Below are 17,477 nucleotides of genomic sequence, written 5' to 3' on the forward strand. Positions count from 1 at the left end.
GCCGCATACCGATGGCTGGTGAGGCCTAGGCGGGTGGTGCAGAGGAAGTACTCGTGCATCGCCTTGCCGAACTTGCGGTCGCTCACCCCGCCTTCCGCCATGTAGGCGACGCTGTCAAAACGCTTGAAATCGCATCCAGCGCGGAAGATCCGCAGTAGCCAGTCCGTGTCGATGGCAATACGCAAGCTGGTGTCGAAATGCCCGATCTTTGCAAAGCAGGTTGCCGAAGCGAGGCTACCAGGATGAGCAAAACCTACACCCCCGCGGGCAATGCCGCGCGCCGTCGGGGGGGCGCCCCGAATGGAGACCGTGGGCTCGTTGCGGTCGTTGAACTTGAGGACGTCGCTATACAGGATCGTTGGCCGTTGCGCACCCTCTTGCAACAGGGGCATGGCGCGCGTGAAGTGATCCCGGTGCAGCAGGTCACCAGCATTCAGGAAGATGATCCAACCGCCGCGGGCATGGCGAACGCCCTTGTTCCAAGCGTCCGCAATGCCGGTGTCCGGTTCCGAGAGTTGGAAGGCGATGTCCTTGCTGAACTCCCCGGCCACGCGCAGCGTGCCGTCAGTTGAGGCGCCATCGATCAGGACGATTTCGAAGTCGCGTGCGGTCTGTGCCACCAGCGACTGCAGCGTGCGCCGCAGCGTGTGTTCGGCATTGCGAACCGCGACGACGACGGAAATGAGCGGGGTGGAAGAGGCCGTGGTCATTGGGGGTGGGGCGGATGGGCCCGCAGGCGAGTCGCCCGTCATGGCACCAAGCTGCGATAGGCCGCGAGCGTCTGGTCGAAACAGCGATCCCAACTGAACTGTTGGCACTGTTCCAGTCCGAGTCTTCGCAACTCGGTGCGTGTTTGTCGGTCGGTCGTGACCATGACGGCTTTGGCGAGCGAGGCCGGGTCGCGGCTGTCTTCGGACACGCACAGCGCTGCTCCGCCGATCTCGATGACGGCCTTGCAGTCGATGCATACGACAGGACATCCGGCTCGCATCGCCTCAAGCACCGGGATTCCAAACCCCTCGTACAACGACGGATAGAGGAGGCACTGGGCCTGGTTGTAGAGGAGATTCAGCCGCGCGTCATCGACGAAACCGAGATGGCGCACGCGATCACGCGTGGTCGAGGGGACCGCCGCAAGTTCGTCTTCGCTCAACGGGCCACCGCCCACACAGTGCAATTCGAAGTCGGGCAGGAGACTCAGCGCGGCAAGGGCCAGCGCGAAATTCTTGTAGCCACCGCGCTGCCCAACGAACAGTATGAAAGGTCGATGACCCGAGGTCAGAGTGGCAAATTCTTGATCCGGAAGTAGATGGAAGAATTCGGGAACGCCGTGGTGAATGACGCTGATCTGCTGGCTGGCACGGATCGGAACAAACTCCAGCAGGTCCTGACGCGTTGCCTCGGAAATGCAGATGATGTGTTGCGCTTGTCGAATGGCACCGACCATCTCCCATTGGTGGCGCCATTTCTTTTGCCCGCGCACGAAGCGTTGATAGACGAAGTCGTGTACGGTCACCACGCTTGGTTGCGAAGCATCAACTGGGCGGCGATAGTATGTCGAGTGATATACATCGAACCGCTTATCACCGGGCGGTCGCGCACGGCGCATCCGCTCCAGTCGGCGGCCGGGCCGTTCAAGGCGCGCCACTGCGGGAGCATCGGCGTCCGAAAAGACTTGCTGAACCGGCTGTTCAAGGGTCAGACAGACGCCATGCTCCGGTGTGTAACGCCTGAACAGCTCACGGAAATAGGTTGTGATACCACCGTGTTTCTGGAGGGAAAAAATGATTCCGTCGATGTGTACGCGCACGATGGATATATGGGATGTTGAAGGAGTCTGCTGCGAGTTGCTCGCGGGAAAATCCGTTTGTCCGAGCCGCTGGCTGGGCGCCGATAGGTACGATTCCCTTTCGTATGTCTACGAATCCGCGAGTGGCGGGCGTTCGATGCCCGCTGTCTACGTGGCGGGATTGTGGGTCGTGGGACGTCGCAGCCGTCGATACCCGCTGACCAGCGAGCGCAGCATGCCCGGAGGGGTGATGCTGATGACGTACAGCGCCAATCGCTTGATCGGGTTTCGGATATGCGAGGCCAAGTAGCGGTGAAACTGCGCCTTGTCATATCCCAACTCTGAGCGTAGACGCATGGCCACGCGAAGCGAAAGCCATTGATAGCGATGTTCCATGACCTCGGCAGCTGTCTGAGCTTGGGCGGCGATGACCGGAAACTGACGCGCGACGGCCGCGCACATGGCCTGGAAGCCAAAGAACACGCCGTAGGAATCGTGCTTCCAGGTAAAAGTGTCCGTCCCGTCGACGCGGTTCGCGACAGAGGGTTCGGAGATGAGGCCTGCGACGGCTCCCGGCGCGGCCAGCAGTTCGCAAATGCGGCCGACGTGCGTGTAATAGGTGCCTTTGTAAGGCGTCGGGGACGTGGCGGCCCAGCGCCGTCGGTCGATGATGCAGCCGCCGATGAAACCAGCGGCCCAGAGATGGCTAGCGACAAAGTCCGTGCCGGGCATCTGCGCGGGTGGTGCATGGAGGGCTTGGTCGATGACGCGCCCGCCGTCGTCGCTCACGTAGACGTAGTTGGCAAACACGAACGCGCTCGACGACCGTTGCAGCAGGTCATGAACGCGCTGCACGGCGCCTGGCAGGAAGTAGTCGTCCTCACCGACGATCCAGGCGTAATCGCAGTCACACATGTCGACGGAGCACTGAATGTTGTCGTCAATGCCCAGGTTGATCGGATTTCGACTGATGACTATTCGTTCCGAGAGTCGGGCCAGTTCGGCGTACAGCGCGGTGTTCGTGTCGTCCATCGAGTCGTCGGCGATGAAGACGCGGACGGGACGGTCACCCGCGGCCTCCAGCGCGGACAGTACGCAACGGCGCAGGAAATCCGGCCGCTTGTAGGTGGGAATGCAAATGCCGAGAGTAGTCATGAGATCGAGGTCTGGGGGTCAGACGGCGGCGGCGCTTGGCGCCCGCCCGCGGAGGCGGCGTCGCAGCCAACGCAGTCCGTACAGCCCCGCTTGCGGTATCAGCATTAGCGGCACCATGCGCGTCCAGGCGATGGGTTCCCACCAGGTGTAGCGCAGCAATTGATGGTGCTCAACGAGTGTAAGCGCGCGTGGCTTGGCGCCCATGCGCACGATCAGGATCATGCTCGGCAGCGTGTCGCGCATGGTGCGGCGCTTGACTGCGGCGATCGTCGCGGCTGAGAAGCCCAGGCCCGGAGCCTGCTCCAGCAGCAGTTTCATGAAGTGCAGCCCGAAGGCGTGGAACATGCGGTAGCTGCCTGTGAAGGCGTCGCGCGCAGCGACCAGCGCATCGGCGGTCACGATCTTGGTGCGCTGTGGTTGCGCTGCCAGCAGGCGCAGCAGCACATGGGTCAGGTAGATGTCGGTGCCGAGATGTTGCGTTGGGTTCGGGACGCTCACCCAGGCTTGGCGCTCGACGAAAAAGGCCGACAAGAAAGTGGACCAGACGCCGATGGCCTCGAGCAGCGCGTCGTTGCTCCGTGTCACCAGCGTGCTGTCGAGCTTGATGATGGGCGGGGCGCGGAAGGTCGGGTCGTATGTACCCCTGAAGGAGTAGCCGTTGACGAAGCAAAACAGCATGTCCGGGTGCTCACGCACCATCGCTTGCAGCCGCCGCAGCGAGCCGGACAGGAGCACGTCGTCGTCCGACATGAAGAGGATGTAGCGCCCGGTGGCCAGTTCACCGACGCGGTGGATATTGCCGTCGATGCCCTCGTTGCTGGCATTGCGGTGCAGCACAAGCGGCCGGTTGTGGCGGCGTTCGAACTCACGCAGCACCGCCGTCGGGTCGACCGGCGATGCATTGTCGGAAATGACGATTTCCAGGTCTGCGTCATAGAAGCCGTCCTGGCGCGCCAGTTCCTCCAGTGTTTCCGTCAACATTTCGATCCGATTGAAGGTCGGGATCGCGATGGTGATCAGCGGCGCATCGGCGCGGGCAGCAGGGCTCATGGTAGTTCGTTTGGTGGGATGCTCTGGCGGCTGTCGGACCGGCATCAGGCCGTAGCCGGCGTTTCGGGGTGCGCGGGGCGGGTGATGGACAGGAAGCGCAGCGGCAGGATCCATCCGGCCGTCAGCAGGAAAGACACTAGGATGCCCAGCACGATGCCGGGAGCACCCCAACGGGAGGCCAGCAGCCATTGCGCCGTCACGCTGATCAGTGACTGCCAGACGATGTAGCGGTTGATTACGGCGACCTGGTTGCAACTCAACAGCGCGGTGGCAAAGCTGTCGGACCACACGCGCATAGCGACGTACATCAGCCAGCCCAGTGTCAGTGCCAGAGGCAGGGCTTCGATCTTGCCGCCGGTGAGCAGCCGTACGATCAGATCCATGCCGAGCACCAGCGGCAGACCGATCAGCGTCACCAACACCAATCCCATACCCAGTACGCGAACCAACTGGCGCCGCACGCCGGCAAGGTCGCCACGGAAGAAGCGGTCAGACAGCGGCGTCCACGAGGCCGCCAGCAGCACGCTGTGAAGCGTCAGGATCGTGCCGAAGGTCTTGCTGGCGAGGTTGTATTCGGCCACCTGCGCACTCTGCAGCAGGCGCGACATAACGATGTAATCGCAGGACAGCGCCATTGTGCCCGTCAGCCCGAACAGCAGGAAGCCGCGCGCCGCATGGAGCAGCCTGCGCAGCGCGCGGCCGTCGAGCCGTGCGCGCTGACGCGCACCTGCGATGAATGCCGAGATCAGAAACACCGTCAGGATGGGCAGTGCGGTGGCGAGCGAGCCCCACAACTCGCGATGGTGCGGCGCCATGGTTGCACCGCGTGCACCCAACAACATCGCCGCGGTGAGCGCCGCCTGCACGGCCGGTGCCACGACCGGCCAGGTGCTTCGGTGCATCGCGTGGAGCACTTGGTGAAATACGGTGGTCAGCCCCAGCAGCACTAGGGCCCACAGCAGCAGGGTCACGCTCGCGAAGGACATGCTGCCGTGGCTGGGCAGCAGCAGGTGCTGCACCAGCAGTGCGGCGAGGAGCACCAGCGGCAGGTACAGCAGGCCGACGGCGAAGGCGGTGTCGATGGCCGCGCGGCGCAGGCGACCCGGCTGCAGACCGCGGGCGCGGCGTTCCGCGATCAGATTCTGCGCCGTGTTCGGCAGGCCCATGTTCAGCAGTGCCAGCCAAGGGGCGAGCGACAGCACGATCGAGAACGCCGCGTAGCCGTTCACGCCGACCAAATCCAGGAGCAGGCGTGTATTGACGAAGGCGCAGCCGATCACCACGGCTCGCGCCGTCCAGCCTGCAGCGACGGGGATCAATCGACTCAAGCGCGGCTCCGTGGCAGCGGCTCAGGCCCTGTGGCCTCGACCACATCACTGACCCAGCTCAGCATGCGTCCGACGCCCTCCTGGGCGCTGACCTGCGGACGCCAGCCCGAGAGCGCAGTCATGCGAGCGATGTCGGCGACGAACACACGCTGGTCGCTCGCGCGCGGGGGCAGTTTCATGTACTGCAGCGGCTGTCCGATCTCGGCCTCGAGCAGGCCGAACAGTTCCAGCAGCGACAAGCTGTTGGTAATGCCGCCACCGATGTTGAAGGCCTGACCCGCAGCAGCGTCGGCGTGCTGCAGCGTCGAGAAATACAGCGTGATCATGTCCTCGGCGTGCAGAACGTCGCGCACTTGCTTGCCATTGCCAGAGATGGTGAAAGGCTCGGTCCGCATGCCGGCGCGTGTCTGTGCCGCCATCTGGCAGAACCAGCCGATCCAGCCCTGATCTGCCGTTGCGAACTGGCGACCGCCGTACATGGACGAGTGGCGAAAGACCACCGTCTTGATGCCGAAGATCCGGTGATAGTCCCGCAGATACTGGTCGGCTGAGCCTTTGGAGCAGCCATAGGGAGAATGGAAGTCCAGTGGCGTGCCCTCGTTGAAGCCGTTCGGATGATCGGTGCATACGTAGCGCGTTGCGGTTTCCTCGTAGGCGTACTGCTCCAGATCGCCGTAGACCTTGTTGGTCGACGAGTAGATGACGGCTGCTTCCGGCGCATGCTGGCGCACTGCCTCCAGCAGGTTGAGCGTGCCCAGGGCGTTGACCTCGAAATCCATGCGCGGGTCGGCGATGGACGTCGTCATGGCCACTTGGCCGGCCAGGTGGAAGATGGCATCCGGGCGGATACGCTGTATCAGTCGTTGCACGTCGTTGGCATTGCGGATGTCACCGTGTACGAACTCGAACTGGCCTTGACCGCGCAGCCACTGCAGATTGCTTTGCGAACCGTTGCGGTAGAGGTTGTCGAACACGCACAGATCCATACCCTGCGAGATTGCGTGCGCTGCGAGATTGCTGCCAAGGAAGCCGCAGCCGCCGGTGATGAGAAGTTTCATGTAGTGATTCCGAGATGAAGCGTCTGGCGCATACCTGCTTCCAGATCGAACGCAGCACGCCAGCCCAATGCTGACAGTCTGGTGATATCGGCGACGCAAAGCATTGCTTCGGTGGAGCGATAAGGCACGGCACCGAAGTCGAGTTCGGTCGAAGCCTTTGTGATCCGTTTGGCCAGTTCGACGAAGTCTCGCATGCGCAATGCCGTTCCCGAGCCCACGTCGATGGCATCGCTGGCGGCAAAGCTGGCGTGGTTCTCGAGAATCAAGTCGTAGGCCTGCACCACATCGTCGATATGGATGAAGTCACGCTTTTGCTCGCCGGGTGTTAAGGCCAGGTAAGGCTCGTTGTTGCGGCAGGCCTCAAGGATATGGGTCGTGAACTTGGATCGGTCATCCCCCGGGCCGTACATCTGCTGCAGGTGGATGTCGATGAATTGCAGCGTCGCAGGGTGCTGTGTGGCGAGCGCTGCCCCCCATTGTGAGAACTGGGTCTTGCTCAGGGCGTAAAGGCTGACGTCCGGTTGAAGCACCGTGCCTGTGTTCAGGAAGGCAGTCTGCCGCCCCGTTGCTTGAAGTGCGGCCTGTAGTAGCACCGTACCAAAGCGTAGGTTGGCATCTATGACACCGAGCGGTGTCTCGCCCTGACGACCGTAGGAGCACGCGGTGTGAACGACAGCGTCGGGCGCGAATCCTTTAAACAGCCCCGGAATATCCTCGATACCCGCGATGCGCGCCAGCCGCGTCTGCGGCAGCAGCGCGTCAATGCGGTGTGTGTTCGAAGACGGTCGTGCCAGCAGCAGCAGTTCATGCCCACGACTGCTCCAGTGGCGTGCCAATGCACTGCCCAGGAATCCGGTCGAACCTGTCAGGAGAATTCGCATGCGGGTGGATCAGAAATTCACACCCAGAAACTCTTCAAGCTTGTCGGCGATGTAGTCCAGATGCTCGGTCGTGAGCCCTGGGAAGGTACCCACCCAGAAGGTCTGGTTCATGACAACGTCGGTCTGGGTCAACTCGCCGCTGATGCGGAAGTTCTTGCCGATCATGTAGGGCTGCCGGGTCAGGTTGCCTGCGAACAGCAAACGCGTGCCGATCTTGTTCTGGTCCAGGAAGTTCAGCAGATCCACGCGCTTGACACCCGCCGACTCTTTCAACACCAGCGGGAAACCAAACCATGACGGGTCTGCGTTCGGGGTGGCTTCCGGCAGGTGCAGAAACTCTTCACAACTCTTCAGGCGGTTCTTCAGATAAGTGAAGTTCGCCTTGCGGGCAGCGATGAACTCGTCAAGCCGGTCCAGCTGCGCCAGTGCGCAGGCGGCCTGCATGTCGGTGATCTTGAGGTTGTAGCCGAGGTGACTGTAGGTGTACTTGTGGTCGTAGCCTTCCGGCAGGTCACCCAGCTTCCAGCAGAAGCGCTTGTTGCAGGTGTTGTCCTTGCCCGGCGGGCAATAGCAATCACGGCCCCAGTCGCGGAAGGATTCGGCGATGAGTTTCAGCTCGGAGTTGTTGGTGAACACCGCGCCGCCTTCACCCATGGTGATGTGGTGCGCCGGGTAGAAGCTCAGCGTGGCGATGTCGCCAAAAGTGCCGACCAACTGGCCGTTGTAGGTGGCGCCCAGCGCGTCGCAGCAGTCCTCGACCAGCCAGAGGTTGTATTTCTTGCAGAGGGCCGTCACCACGTCGACGTTGAACGGGTTGCCCAGGCTGTGGGCCAGCATGATGGCCTTGGTCTTGGGCGTGATGGCCGCTTCGATCAGGCTGGCGTCGATGTTGTGCGTGGCCAGGTCCACGTCCACGAACACCGGCACGGCGCCAAACTGCAGGATCGGGTTGACGGTGGTCGGGAAGCCCGCAGCCACGCCAATCACTTCGTCGCCTTGCTGAATGGCGCGGTCCCCCAGTCGGGGCGAGGTCAGCGTCGAGAACGCCACCAGATTGGCTGAGGAGCCGGAATTGACCGTGAGCAGGTGCTTGACGCCCAGGTACTTGGCCAGGCGCTCTTCGAATTCGGCGTTGAAGCGACCGGTGGTCAGCCAGCCGTCCAGGCTGGCTTCGACCATCAACTGCAACTCCTTGGCGCCGATGACCTTGCCCGACACAGGCACTGCCGTCTCGCCTGCCACAAAGGGTTTGGGCGCGTAGATGACGTCGGCATATTGCTGCACCAATTCGGCGATCTGGCTGCGAATGGCTTGCGGGTTGGTCTTGTGGATCGTGATCGGCGCGCTCATGCGAAATCCTTGTTGATAGCGTTTGTGTAGCGGGTGTATTGCGAGATCTGCGACAGGCAGAGTTGCTGCATGTCCTGCTTCGACAGCCAGGCTTGGTGCCAATGCGTGATCTGGTCCAGCGCCGTGGCCAGATTCCAGCGCGGCTGCCAGCCCAGGCGGTGCTTGGCCTTGGAAATGTCGAGTTTGAGGTAGTTGGCTTCGTGCGGATGTTCGCTGCCGTCTTGCTGCCAACTCGCGCCTTGTCCCCAACTGCTGACCAGTTGCTCGACGATCCATTGCACCGGGCGGGCGTCGTCGTCGTGCGGGCCGAAATTCCAGCCCTCGGCGTAGGCTTGACCCTCGGTGTAAAGGCGCTCCGCCAGGGTCAGGTAGCCTGACAGTGGCTCCAGCACGTGCTGCCAGGGGCGTGTCGCGTGTGGGTTGCGGATGACCACCGGCTCGCGGCGCTCAAAGGCCCGCAGCACATCGGGCACGAGCCGATCTGCGGCCCAGTCACCACCGCCGATGACGTTGCCGGCACGGCCCGACGCCAGCGCAATGTCACCTTTCTGGAAGAACGAACGGCGGTAGGCGCTGGTGACCAGCTCCGAGCAGCCTTTGCTGTTGCTGTAGGGGTCGTAGCCTCCCATCGGCTCATCTTCGCGGTAGCCCCAGACCCACTCCTTGTTCTCGTAGCACTTGTCGGTCGTGACGTTGACGATGGCGCGCACGCTGCCAGTCTGGCGCGCGGCTTCCAGCACATGCACGGTGCCCATCACGTTGGTGGCGTAGGTGGCGATCGGCTCGCTGTAGGACAGGCGCACCAGCGGCTGGGCTGCCATGTGGATGACGATTTCAGGCTGGAAGGCTGCCATGCAAGACTGCACAGCCTCAAAGTCCCGGATGTCGCCCATCGTGCTGGCCATGCCTGCACCAACCTTCGCTTCGGTGAAGAGGCTGGGCGTGGTGGGCGGCTGCAGCGCCAGGCCGTGAATCTCGGCGCCAAGAGATTGCAGCCAGAGGCTCAGCCAGCTGCCCTTGAAGCCGGTGTGGCCGGTCAGCAGCACGCGTTTGCCGCGCCAGAACGCGGGGGTGACAGAGGTGTGGGTCACGGCAGTCAGTCCCATTTCTTCCAGGGCGCCTTGCCGGAGGCCCACAACTCTTCCAGCAGATGCTTGTCGCGCAGGGTGTCCATGGGCTGCCAGAAGCCGTCGTGCTCATAGGCCATGAGCTGATCGTCGGCGGCTAGCTCCATCAGTGGCTCCTGTTCCCAGACGGTGCTGTCGTCTTTCAGATACTTCAATACCTGCGGCGACAGCACAAAGAAGCCGCCATTGATCATGGCACCGTCGCCCTTGGGCTTTTCCTTGAAATTCATGACCTGCCGGTTGCGGATGTCCAGCGCGCCAAAACGTCCGGGCGGAAAAGTGGAGGTCAGCGTGGCGGCCTTGCCGTGGCTGCGGTGAAACTCGATGGTCGCACCGATGTCCATGTCGCCGACGCCATCGCCGTAGGTGAAGCAGAAGGCTTCATCGTCCTGTACATACTTGGCCACGCGCTTGAGGCGGCCACCCGTCATGGACTCATCGCCGGTGTCCACCAGCGTGACGTTCCACGGTTCAGCACGTTTGTGATGAACTTCCATGCGGTTGCTGCGCATGTCGAAAGTCACATCCGACATGTGCAGGAAGTAGTTGGCGAAATATTCCTTGATGACGTAACCCTTATAGCCACAGCAGATCACGAAGTCGTTGACGCCGTGATGGGAATACATTTTTAGAATGTGCCAAAGAATTGGCTTGCCACCGATCTCCACCATTGGTTTGGGTCGTGTAGAAGTTTCTTCACTCAAGCGGGTCCCGAGGCCACCAGCCAATATCACAGCTTTCATGTATTGGTTCTTTCCTTGTTCAGTTTGCAGCGGAGCATACAAATGCATCCGAATGGAAGCGGCGCTCGGGCAGGCCGGCGGCCATGAGTTGTTCGCGGGCGCTCTGGATCATGGCGTCAGATCCGCAGGCGTAAACCGCCGTGTTTTGCAGGTCGGTTGCGTTTGTGCTCGTATCTGCCAGGAACGCATCCTGTACATGGCCTCGCACCCCGCCCCAGCTTTCATCAGCCCGCGACAGCACGCGAATGAATCGGTGCTGGACATCCAGCGATGCCGAGTCCCAGTACATATCCTGTTCGGTGCGCCCGCCCCAGTACACCGTAACCGATTGGGGTCGCAACTCCTGCAGCGTTTCGCTCAGACCTTCAAGCATGGCTTTGACAGGCGCTATACCGGTGCCTGTAGCCAGAAATACCAAGTTCATCCCGGCTGTATCACGCAAGAAGAATGTGCCCAAAGGACCATTGAGGCGCAGCAGGTCATTGGGCTTGGCCTGCTCGAACCAATACTGGCTCATCGCCCCGCCGGGGACTTGCCGAATATGCAACTCAATGCGCTTGTCGGCCGCAGGTGCGTTGGCAACCGAGTAACTACGGCGCAGTCCATTGTGGCCGATGACATCAAGGTATTGCCCTGGGTAGTAGCGCAGGTCGCTGGCCGGGGGCAACCTCAACAGGACCTTGACCACGTCCGGAGACAACCGCTCCAGCGCATGAATGCGGCAGGGAAAGGTCTTGGCCGCAAACAGCTCCACGCCGAGGTCTTCGACTTCAAGTTCCACCTCCGACGTGGCAGTGCGCGCGCAGGTCAATATCCAGCCCGCATCACGCTCAGCCTGGGTCAAGCCTGACTCGTCGTGAATGACCACCGTCGAGCCGTCACGGACCTGACCCTTGCAGGTACTGCAACGTCCCGTGCGGCAGCTGTAAGCCAGCGTCACTTCCGCGCGCAGGGCCGCGTCGAGCAGGCTTTCCCCTTCTGCTGCTGAGAATTGCTTGCCGCTGGTGGTGGTGATCAAAGGCATTGGATAAGCTGTCGTCTTGTGCCGAACTGATCACTCGTGATGATCAAACGCCTGGAACCCCGCCATCTTCACCAGGCTGTCCTTGCGCGCCGCCGTGTAGTCGCTCTCGATCATTTCCTTGACCAGTTCGTCGAAGGTGGTGCGCGGCGTCCAGCCAAGTTTGTCCTTGGCCTTGGTCGGGTCGCCCAGCAGGGTTTCGACTTCGGTGGGGCGGTAGTAGCGCGGGTCGACCTTGACGATCACGTCGCCGACCTTGCACTTGGCCTTGTCGCCTGTCACGGCTGAGACGTAGCCGAATTCCTTCTCGCCTTCGCCCTCGAAGGTGATGGTGATGCCGAGTTCGGCGGCCGCCTTCTCGACAAACTGGCGCACGCTGAACTGCACGCCGGTGGCGATGACGAAGTCTTCGGCCTGGTCCTGCTGCAGCATCAGCCACTGCATTTCGACGTAGTCGCGCGCGTGACCCCAGTCTCTGAGGGCGCTCATGTTGCCGAGGTACAGCGTTTCCTGCAGGCCGAGCGCGATGCGCGCCACGGCGCGGGTGATCTTGCGGGTGACGAAGGTCTCGCCGCGGATCGGGCTCTCGTGGTTGAAGAGGATGCCGTTGCAGGCGTAGATGCCGTAGGCCTCGCGGTAGTTGACCGTGATCCAGTAGGCGTACATCTTGGCCACCGCGTAGGGGCTGCGCGGGTAGAAGGGGGTGGTTTCCTTCTGGGGGATTTCCTGCACCAGGCCGTAGAGCTCGGAGGTACTGGCTTGATAGAAGCGGGTCTTCTTCTCCAAGCCGCAGATGCGGATGGCTTCGAGCAGGCGCAGCGCGCCCAGGCCGTCGGCGTTGGCGGTGTATTCGGGCTCTTCGAAGCTGACGGCGACGTGGCTCTGCGCGGCCAGGTTGTAGATCTCGTCGGGCTTGACCAGCTGGACGATGCGCACCAGGCTGGTCGAATCCGTCAGGTCACCGTAGTGGAGCGTGAAGTTGCGCTGCTCGACGTGCGGGTCCTGGTACAGGTGGTCGATGCGGTCGGTGTTGAACAGGCTGCTGCGGCGCTTGATGCCGTGGACCTGGTAGCCCTTCTTGAGCAGGAATTCAGCCAGGTAGGCGCCGTCCTGGCCGGTGACGCCGGTGATGAGGGCTACTTTTTGTGCGGTCATGTTCATTAATTTGTAAGCGGTGGGCTGCTGATATGAGGTGAATAGCTGAACTCAGCGTTCGACGGGAATTGAATTACGGTAAAGAGGCTCCGGAGCGATATCAATATCGCCAGGCCACACGACGGTGCCATTCGCGACTTCCGCCTGAGAAAACTGCGCGTTGTTCAACTTGGCCCAAGGGCGGCGCTTCAGGTACGGCGACATATCAAAGCGGCGCAACTCACCATTTTCAAATGTGAGCAAGAGCATGTGATGGGGTTCAACGACCACGCTGACGATGTCCAACAAGATGTCTGCTGCGTTCATCTCGATCTCACTTGAGCGGGTCGATGCGATAGGGTTCTTCGCCCAGGCAAGCAAGATCCCAGTCGGCCATTAACTCGTCGCGGTGCAAGTCGATCCACACCTGAACCATCCGGAGTTGCTTGGGGGGAAAGTCGCCAGCCAGTAACTCGGTGGTGTCGATCGCAATCGATGTCTTCATGCCTTGGTATCGCACATGAATATGCGGGCGGTGGTGGTGTCCGTCGTCTCCATAAAAATGGACACGAGAATTCCATAAAACATGCTGATGGTTGACATGCGTATTGGCCTCTGTGCTTAATTTTGAAAGGACGCCATAAACGGCGTAGCTTCATAAGCGCGCTGGATGCCATCACGCAACGTGGTCTTGGCCGTCCAGCCCAGGCCCTTGAGGCGGCTGACGTCGAGCAGCTTGCGCGGCGTGCCGTCGGGCTTGGTGGCATCAAACACGATGCGGCCCTCAAAGCCGACGATGTCCATCACGGTCTCGGCCAGTTCGCGGATGGTGACGTCTTCGCCGGTGCCGATGTTGACCAGCGGGCCGTCGTAGCCGGACTCCATCAGGTGCACGCAGGCGTCGGCCAGATCGTCGACGTAGAGGAATTCGCGCTTGGGGGTGCCGGTGCCCCAGACGGTGTATTCGGCGTCGCCGCGCAGCTTGGCTTCATGGGCCTTGCGCAGCAGCGCGGGCAGCACGTGGCTGTTGGCGAGGTCGTAGTTGTCGTTGGGGCCGTAGAGGTTGGTGGGCATCGCGCTGATGTACTGCCGGCCGTACTGGCGGTTGTAGCTCTCGGCCAGCTTGATGCCGGCAATCTTGGCGATCGCGTAAGGCTCGTTGGTGGGCTCGAGCGGGCCGGTCAGCAGGTAGTCTTCCTTGATGGGCTGGGGACAGTCGCGCGGGTAGATGCAGCTCGAACCCAGGAACATCAGGCGTTGTACGCCGGCCAGGTGGGCGCCGTGGATCAGGTTGCTCTCGATGAGCAGGTTCTGATAAAGGAAGTCGGCGCGGTAGAGGTTGTTGGCCTGGATGCCGCCTACCTTGGCGGCGGCGATGAAGATGTAGTCGGGCTTCTCTGCGCTCAAGAAGGCGTGCACGGCGCGCTGGTCGATCAGGTCCAGCTCGGCGTGGGTGCGGGTGATGAGGTTGTCGTAGCCCAGCGCCTGCAGGCGGCGCACGATGGCCGAGCCCACCATGCCGCGGTGGCCGGTGATGTAGATCTTGGCGGTGTTGTTCATGATGTGCCTTATGCCGTCGCGTTGGCCGCACTGCGCCGGAAATGCCGGATCAAGACCCAGGCAGACAAGATGAGGCCCGCCAGTACTGCGCCGCCCAAGGCAATCGTGCCGCGCTTGGGCTTGCTCTTGCGCTCAGGCGTCGTTGCTACATCCAGCACCTGAATCAGTGCGCCTTCACGGCTTTCGTCCACCCGTGCCAGTTCATATTGCTTGGCAAACAGATCAAACAGGGTTTCCTGGTATTTGAACTCGCGGTAACGACCGATGTAGTCGGCGTCATTGCCAGGTTTGGTGCTGACTTCCAGCGCGGCCAGTTGGCGGCGCAGTGCGCCCAGGGTGGCTTGCTGCTGGAGAATCTCAGGGGCGTTATCGGCCAGCATGCCACGCAGGGTCTGCAGTTTGACTTCGACGGTGGTGACTTCGGCGCGCAGTTTGGCGTAGCCTTCTGCGGCGGCCTTGGGTTCTGCTTTCAGGGCGCCAGCGTTGAAGCCGCTGCCTTGCAGTTCAATTTGCGCCTGCGTGAGTTTTTCTTTGGTTTTCTGCAGTTGCTGCTCGAAGAAAACCCGGCGTTGCTGCGCTTCGGTCACCGCCAAGGAGGTGGTAATCGCACGCAACTCGTTGACGTAATGATTCGCCATGTCGGCGCTGCGCGCAGGGCTTTCATCATCGACTTCAATGGTCAATAGTCCGTCTTTCTTGCCTGCGCTGATGCGCACGTTTGCCAGAAGGGCTTTTTGTGCATCAATGCGGAATTTGCTTTCATACACCTCCATCAACTTGAATTTGTCGATGACGTGATTGCTGACGGTGGTGCTTTGCATCAGCGCGATGTATTTGTCCGCTGGACTGCTGATGCCGGCAACACCACCCGCCAAACCGGCCAATGCGCCCAAGCTGGACAAAGCCGCTGCGGCGCTGCTTTGCTGCTGTTGCGGCGGCAGGATGACCGTCTTGGCGGTGTAGATGGGCGGCAGCAGAAAGGCGATGCCCAGCGCAATCAAGCCGGCAACGACCGATCCGCCGATGATGAGTTTCCATTGAGCGAGCAGGATGGAGAACAGCTCGCCCAGGGAAATGCCGTCGTCCTCATCGAGGTCAGCAGAAGAATATTGTTCGCCGGTGGCGCTGGTGGTATTCATGCGATTCGGCGATTTACTGCAGCGTGCGGACGGCTGCTGCGCCGATGCCGAACTGGTAGAAGATCTGCGTCCATTCCTTGAGGTTCTGGGTCCAGGTGGTCTTGTTGAGTTCTTCGGGCACAAAGACGGTGTCACCGGGCAGCGAGGACTCGCTGTTCAGGCTGGATTCGATGTTGAGTCCCAGGAAACCCGAGCGCTGCGGGGCGCTGACCACGCTGCCGTTGGCGCGCACGACAAAGGTGCTGGACTTGTCGGCGCCGCGGGTCGGACCACCTGCCAGATTGACGAAGTCGCCTACGCTGCTGCCGGCTGACAACAGGAAGCTGCCGCCGCTGTAGACCGAGCCGAACACGCCGACGGTGGTCGGCTTGGGCGGGATGTAGAGGCGGTCGCCATCTTCCAGCGGCAGGTCGGGCAGGGTTTGTGTGTCGGCAGGCAGCTGAAACACGATGCGGCCGGTGGGCTTGACGGCTTTCAGGCTCTCGATCAGGCGGGTGGTGCCGCTGGCCTGGGCGGCCTGGGTGGTGGCTTCCTGGGCGTCGAGCGCGCGTTGCGTGCTGGTGGCCTTGGCGAATTCGATTTCCAGATCGCGCAGGGCGCGGTCGTAGTTGATCTGCTGGGTGACACGCACGCTTTCCCGCGTGAACTCGGCGCCGTAGAGGAAGGCGTTGGCCGTGGTGCCACCGGCCTGGGCCAGGACGCTGCTCATGCTGGTGTTGGCGGGCAGCACGTATTCGCCCGGGCGCTGTACTTCGCCTTCGATGCGGATGCGCTTGTTCTGGCGCGACAGCGGCAGCACGGTATCCACCGCGCTGAAGACGCGCAGTACGTCGCCGTTCTGCGGCGTCTGGCTGGCGTCCTGAGGCCAGCTCAACTGGGTGACGCGGGTGGTCTGGCGGTCATCGAGGCGCTCGATGGCGAGCCGGCTCTTGTCGGCAATCGAGGTGAAGCCGCCGGCCATGGCCAGCACGTCGGCGAGCTTTTCGCCGGGCTTGATCTCGAAGATGGCGGGTTTGTTGACGCTGCCGATCAGGCCGACCTGCGGGCCGACTGGGCCGACGTAGATGATGTCGTCGGACTGCACCATGCGGTCGGCGGCCTTGTCGCCGCGCAGCATGAGGTCGTAGAGATCGATGTCGGTGGTGGGGCTGCCCGCCCGGCGCAGCTGGATGTTGCGGAAGCTGCCGGCCGAGGCCGGACCGCCCGCGCGCATCACGGCGGCCACCATGGTCGACAGCGCGCTGACGCTGTAGGAGCCGGGGTGCTTGACGTAGCCGGTCAGGAAAACGCGCACATTGCGCAGCCGGCCCAGGCTGACGCTGAGTTGGTAGTTGCGGAACACCTGGCTGACGCGCTTGCCGATCACGTCCTGCAGGTCGGCATAACGCACGCCAGCCACCATGACCACGCCGACGCGCGGCACCGAGATGCGGCCGGTGCGGTCCACCGTCAGGCGCAGGTCGGCGTCGACCGAGCCCCACAGCAGCAGCTGAAGTTCATCGCCAGGGCTGACGATGTAGTCGGGTGGCACCAGCGGCTGGGCGTCTTCGCCGTCGTCCATGCCGGCTGAAGTGACGAGTTCCGTGCCGAGGCGCCGGATGACGAGGGGCGGCGCTTGCAACTCGGTGCCCGAGCGGCGCGCGTAGCTGGCTTCCTGCTGATCGGTGCTGGCGCGGCGTGCCATGTTGGCGCTGGCCTGACGGGTCACGTAGATCTCGAACTCATCCGGCTCGGTGGGCAGTTGGGCGGGCGCCAGCCGGCGGGTGTCCTGCAGGCTGTTGACGCGATCGGCATTTGCTGCGTTATTGGCTGTACCCGCTCTCAGGCGGATCGGCCCGCCGGTGGAGGCTGCCTGCTGCCCTGCCTGTCCGGTGGTCTCCAGCGTTTGCTGTGCAAAGGCGATGCCGCCCATGCAACTGGTCGCCAGCAGCGCCCATGCTGTCAGGCGACGAACGCCCGTGAAAGACAGGAAACGGGAGCCGGATTCAGGAAGACGCATGCGTGGGCCAGGTCAGGTCAGAGCAATCAACCCCGCCACGGGGGCGGGCATTTGTCGATGGCCTGAGCCGATTCGACGCAAGCGCAAGATTCTAGCGAGCTGCCTGTATCGACCTCGTGACAAGCTGCACACAGTTGGGGCTT

Annotated in this window: 15 protein-coding genes and 2 pseudogenes; all 17 read right to left on the reverse strand. The window is 62.2% G+C overall.

Annotation, left to right across the window (positions count from 1 at the left end):
• Positions 1–383: 383 nt before the first annotated feature.
• A pseudogene (locus AC5IG3_RS02280) lies at positions 384–752 on the reverse strand (glycosyltransferase); the annotation flags it as partial.
• The gene (locus AC5IG3_RS02285; protein WP_491904653.1) at positions 749–1,810 is read right to left on the reverse strand and encodes a glycosyltransferase family 4 protein; all 1,062 of its coding nucleotides are present in this window, start codon (positions 1,808–1,810) and stop codon (positions 749–751) included. The pseudogene AC5IG3_RS02280 and the gene AC5IG3_RS02285, both read right to left, overlap by 4 nt.
• A 147-nt stretch (positions 1,811–1,957) precedes the next feature.
• Complete coding sequence (locus tag AC5IG3_RS02290) at positions 1,958–2,944, reverse strand: glycosyltransferase family 2 protein (protein ID WP_491904654.1); 987 nt, start codon at positions 2,942–2,944, stop codon at positions 1,958–1,960.
• A gap of 18 nt (positions 2,945–2,962) precedes the next feature.
• Positions 2,963–3,994, reverse strand: coding sequence for a glycosyltransferase family 2 protein (locus tag AC5IG3_RS02295; RefSeq protein WP_491904655.1), 1,032 nt, complete (start codon positions 3,992–3,994; stop codon positions 2,963–2,965).
• Positions 3,995–4,038: 44 nt separating this feature from the next.
• Positions 4,039–5,322: a lipopolysaccharide biosynthesis protein gene (locus AC5IG3_RS02300; RefSeq protein ID WP_491904656.1), complete on the reverse strand. Its 1,284-nt coding sequence runs from the start codon at positions 5,320–5,322 to the stop codon at positions 4,039–4,041.
• Positions 5,319–6,380 (reverse strand): GDP-mannose 4,6-dehydratase, encoded by a 1,062-nt coding sequence (locus AC5IG3_RS02305; RefSeq protein WP_491904657.1) that lies wholly within the window; start codon positions 6,378–6,380, stop codon positions 5,319–5,321. The genes AC5IG3_RS02300 and AC5IG3_RS02305 overlap by 4 nt, the downstream gene beginning before the upstream one ends.
• Positions 6,377–7,261, reverse strand: coding sequence for an NAD-dependent epimerase/dehydratase family protein (locus tag AC5IG3_RS02310; protein ID WP_491904658.1), 885 nt, complete (start codon positions 7,259–7,261; stop codon positions 6,377–6,379). The genes AC5IG3_RS02305 and AC5IG3_RS02310 overlap by 4 nt, the downstream gene beginning before the upstream one ends.
• A gap of 9 nt (positions 7,262–7,270) precedes the next feature.
• Positions 7,271–8,611 carry a lipopolysaccharide biosynthesis protein RfbH gene (gene rfbH, locus AC5IG3_RS02315; protein ID WP_491904659.1) on the reverse strand — a complete coding sequence of 447 codons (1,341 nt, stop codon included), beginning with the start codon at positions 8,609–8,611 and terminating at the stop codon, positions 7,271–7,273.
• Entirely contained in the window at positions 8,608–9,717 is a 1,110-nt protein-coding gene (gene rfbG / locus AC5IG3_RS02320) for a CDP-glucose 4,6-dehydratase (protein WP_491904660.1), read from the reverse strand. Before rfbG ends, rfbH begins: the two co-directional genes overlap by 4 nt.
• On the reverse strand, positions 9,708–10,481 hold the full coding sequence (gene rfbF / locus AC5IG3_RS02325) for a glucose-1-phosphate cytidylyltransferase (RefSeq protein ID WP_491904661.1): 774 nt from the start codon (positions 10,479–10,481) through the stop codon (positions 9,708–9,710). Before rfbF ends, rfbG begins: the two co-directional genes overlap by 10 nt.
• 19 nt (positions 10,482–10,500) lie before the next feature.
• Entirely contained in the window at positions 10,501–11,499 is a 999-nt protein-coding gene (locus AC5IG3_RS02330; protein WP_491904662.1) for an FAD-binding oxidoreductase, read from the reverse strand.
• 36 nt (positions 11,500–11,535) lie between these two features.
• The gene (gene gmd, locus AC5IG3_RS02335; RefSeq protein WP_491904663.1) at positions 11,536–12,657 is read right to left on the reverse strand and encodes a GDP-mannose 4,6-dehydratase; all 1,122 of its coding nucleotides are present in this window, start codon (positions 12,655–12,657) and stop codon (positions 11,536–11,538) included.
• 51 nt (positions 12,658–12,708) lie between these two features.
• Positions 12,709–12,963: a DUF2442 domain-containing protein gene (locus tag AC5IG3_RS02340; protein ID WP_491904664.1), complete on the reverse strand. Its 255-nt coding sequence runs from the start codon at positions 12,961–12,963 to the stop codon at positions 12,709–12,711.
• A 7-nt stretch (positions 12,964–12,970) separates the two neighbouring features.
• A pseudogene (locus AC5IG3_RS02345) lies at positions 12,971–13,195 on the reverse strand (DUF4160 domain-containing protein); the annotation flags it as partial.
• Between the two features lie 62 nt (positions 13,196–13,257).
• Positions 13,258–14,196 (reverse strand): GDP-L-fucose synthase family protein, encoded by a 939-nt coding sequence (locus tag AC5IG3_RS02350; protein ID WP_491904665.1) that lies wholly within the window; start codon positions 14,194–14,196, stop codon positions 13,258–13,260.
• 8 nt (positions 14,197–14,204) lie between these two features.
• Positions 14,205–15,335, reverse strand: coding sequence for a GumC family protein (locus tag AC5IG3_RS02355; protein WP_491904666.1), 1,131 nt, complete (start codon positions 15,333–15,335; stop codon positions 14,205–14,207).
• Positions 15,336–15,348: 13 nt separating this feature from the next.
• Positions 15,349–17,334 (reverse strand): SLBB domain-containing protein, encoded by a 1,986-nt coding sequence (locus tag AC5IG3_RS02360; RefSeq protein ID WP_491904667.1) that lies wholly within the window; start codon positions 17,332–17,334, stop codon positions 15,349–15,351.
• Between the last annotated feature and the right edge of the window lie 143 nt (positions 17,335–17,477).

The sequence above is a fragment of the Leptothrix sp. (in: b-proteobacteria) genome (assembly GCF_965250675.1).
In the GTDB taxonomy this organism is placed as follows: domain Bacteria; phylum Pseudomonadota; class Gammaproteobacteria; order Burkholderiales; family Burkholderiaceae_C; genus Sphaerotilus.

What these genes read in the sequence shown, in the direction of transcription:
- AC5IG3_RS02310 (WP_491904658.1), bottom strand. Translation starts at nt 7,261, where the DNA reads ATGCGAATTCTCCTGACAGGTTCGACCGGATTCCTGGGCAGTGCATTG.
- AC5IG3_RS02340 (WP_491904664.1), bottom strand. Translation starts at nt 12,963, where the DNA reads ATGAACGCAGCAGACATCTTGTTGGACATCGTCAGCGTGGTCGTTGAA.
- AC5IG3_RS02355 (WP_491904666.1), bottom strand. Translation starts at nt 15,335, where the DNA reads ATGAATACCACCAGCGCCACCGGCGAACAATATTCTTCTGCTGACCTC.
- rfbF (WP_491904661.1), bottom strand. Translation starts at nt 10,481, where the DNA reads ATGAAAGCTGTGATATTGGCTGGTGGCCTCGGGACCCGCTTGAGTGAA.
- AC5IG3_RS02360 (WP_491904667.1), bottom strand. Translation starts at nt 17,334, where the DNA reads ATGCGTCTTCCTGAATCCGGCTCCCGTTTCCTGTCTTTCACGGGCGTT.
- AC5IG3_RS02305 (WP_491904657.1), bottom strand. Translation starts at nt 6,380, where the DNA reads ATGAAACTTCTCATCACCGGCGGCTGCGGCTTCCTTGGCAGCAATCTC.
- AC5IG3_RS02350 (WP_491904665.1), bottom strand. Translation starts at nt 14,196, where the DNA reads ATGAACAACACCGCCAAGATCTACATCACCGGCCACCGCGGCATGGTG.
- gmd (WP_491904663.1), bottom strand. Translation starts at nt 12,657, where the DNA reads ATGACCGCACAAAAAGTAGCCCTCATCACCGGCGTCACCGGCCAGGAC.
- rfbH (WP_491904659.1), bottom strand. Translation starts at nt 8,611, where the DNA reads ATGAGCGCGCCGATCACGATCCACAAGACCAACCCGCAAGCCATTCGC.
- rfbG (WP_491904660.1), bottom strand. Translation starts at nt 9,717, where the DNA reads ATGGGACTGACTGCCGTGACCCACACCTCTGTCACCCCCGCGTTCTGG.
- AC5IG3_RS02290 (WP_491904654.1), bottom strand. Translation starts at nt 2,944, where the DNA reads ATGACTACTCTCGGCATTTGCATTCCCACCTACAAGCGGCCGGATTTC.
- AC5IG3_RS02295 (WP_491904655.1), bottom strand. Translation starts at nt 3,994, where the DNA reads ATGAGCCCTGCTGCCCGCGCCGATGCGCCGCTGATCACCATCGCGATC.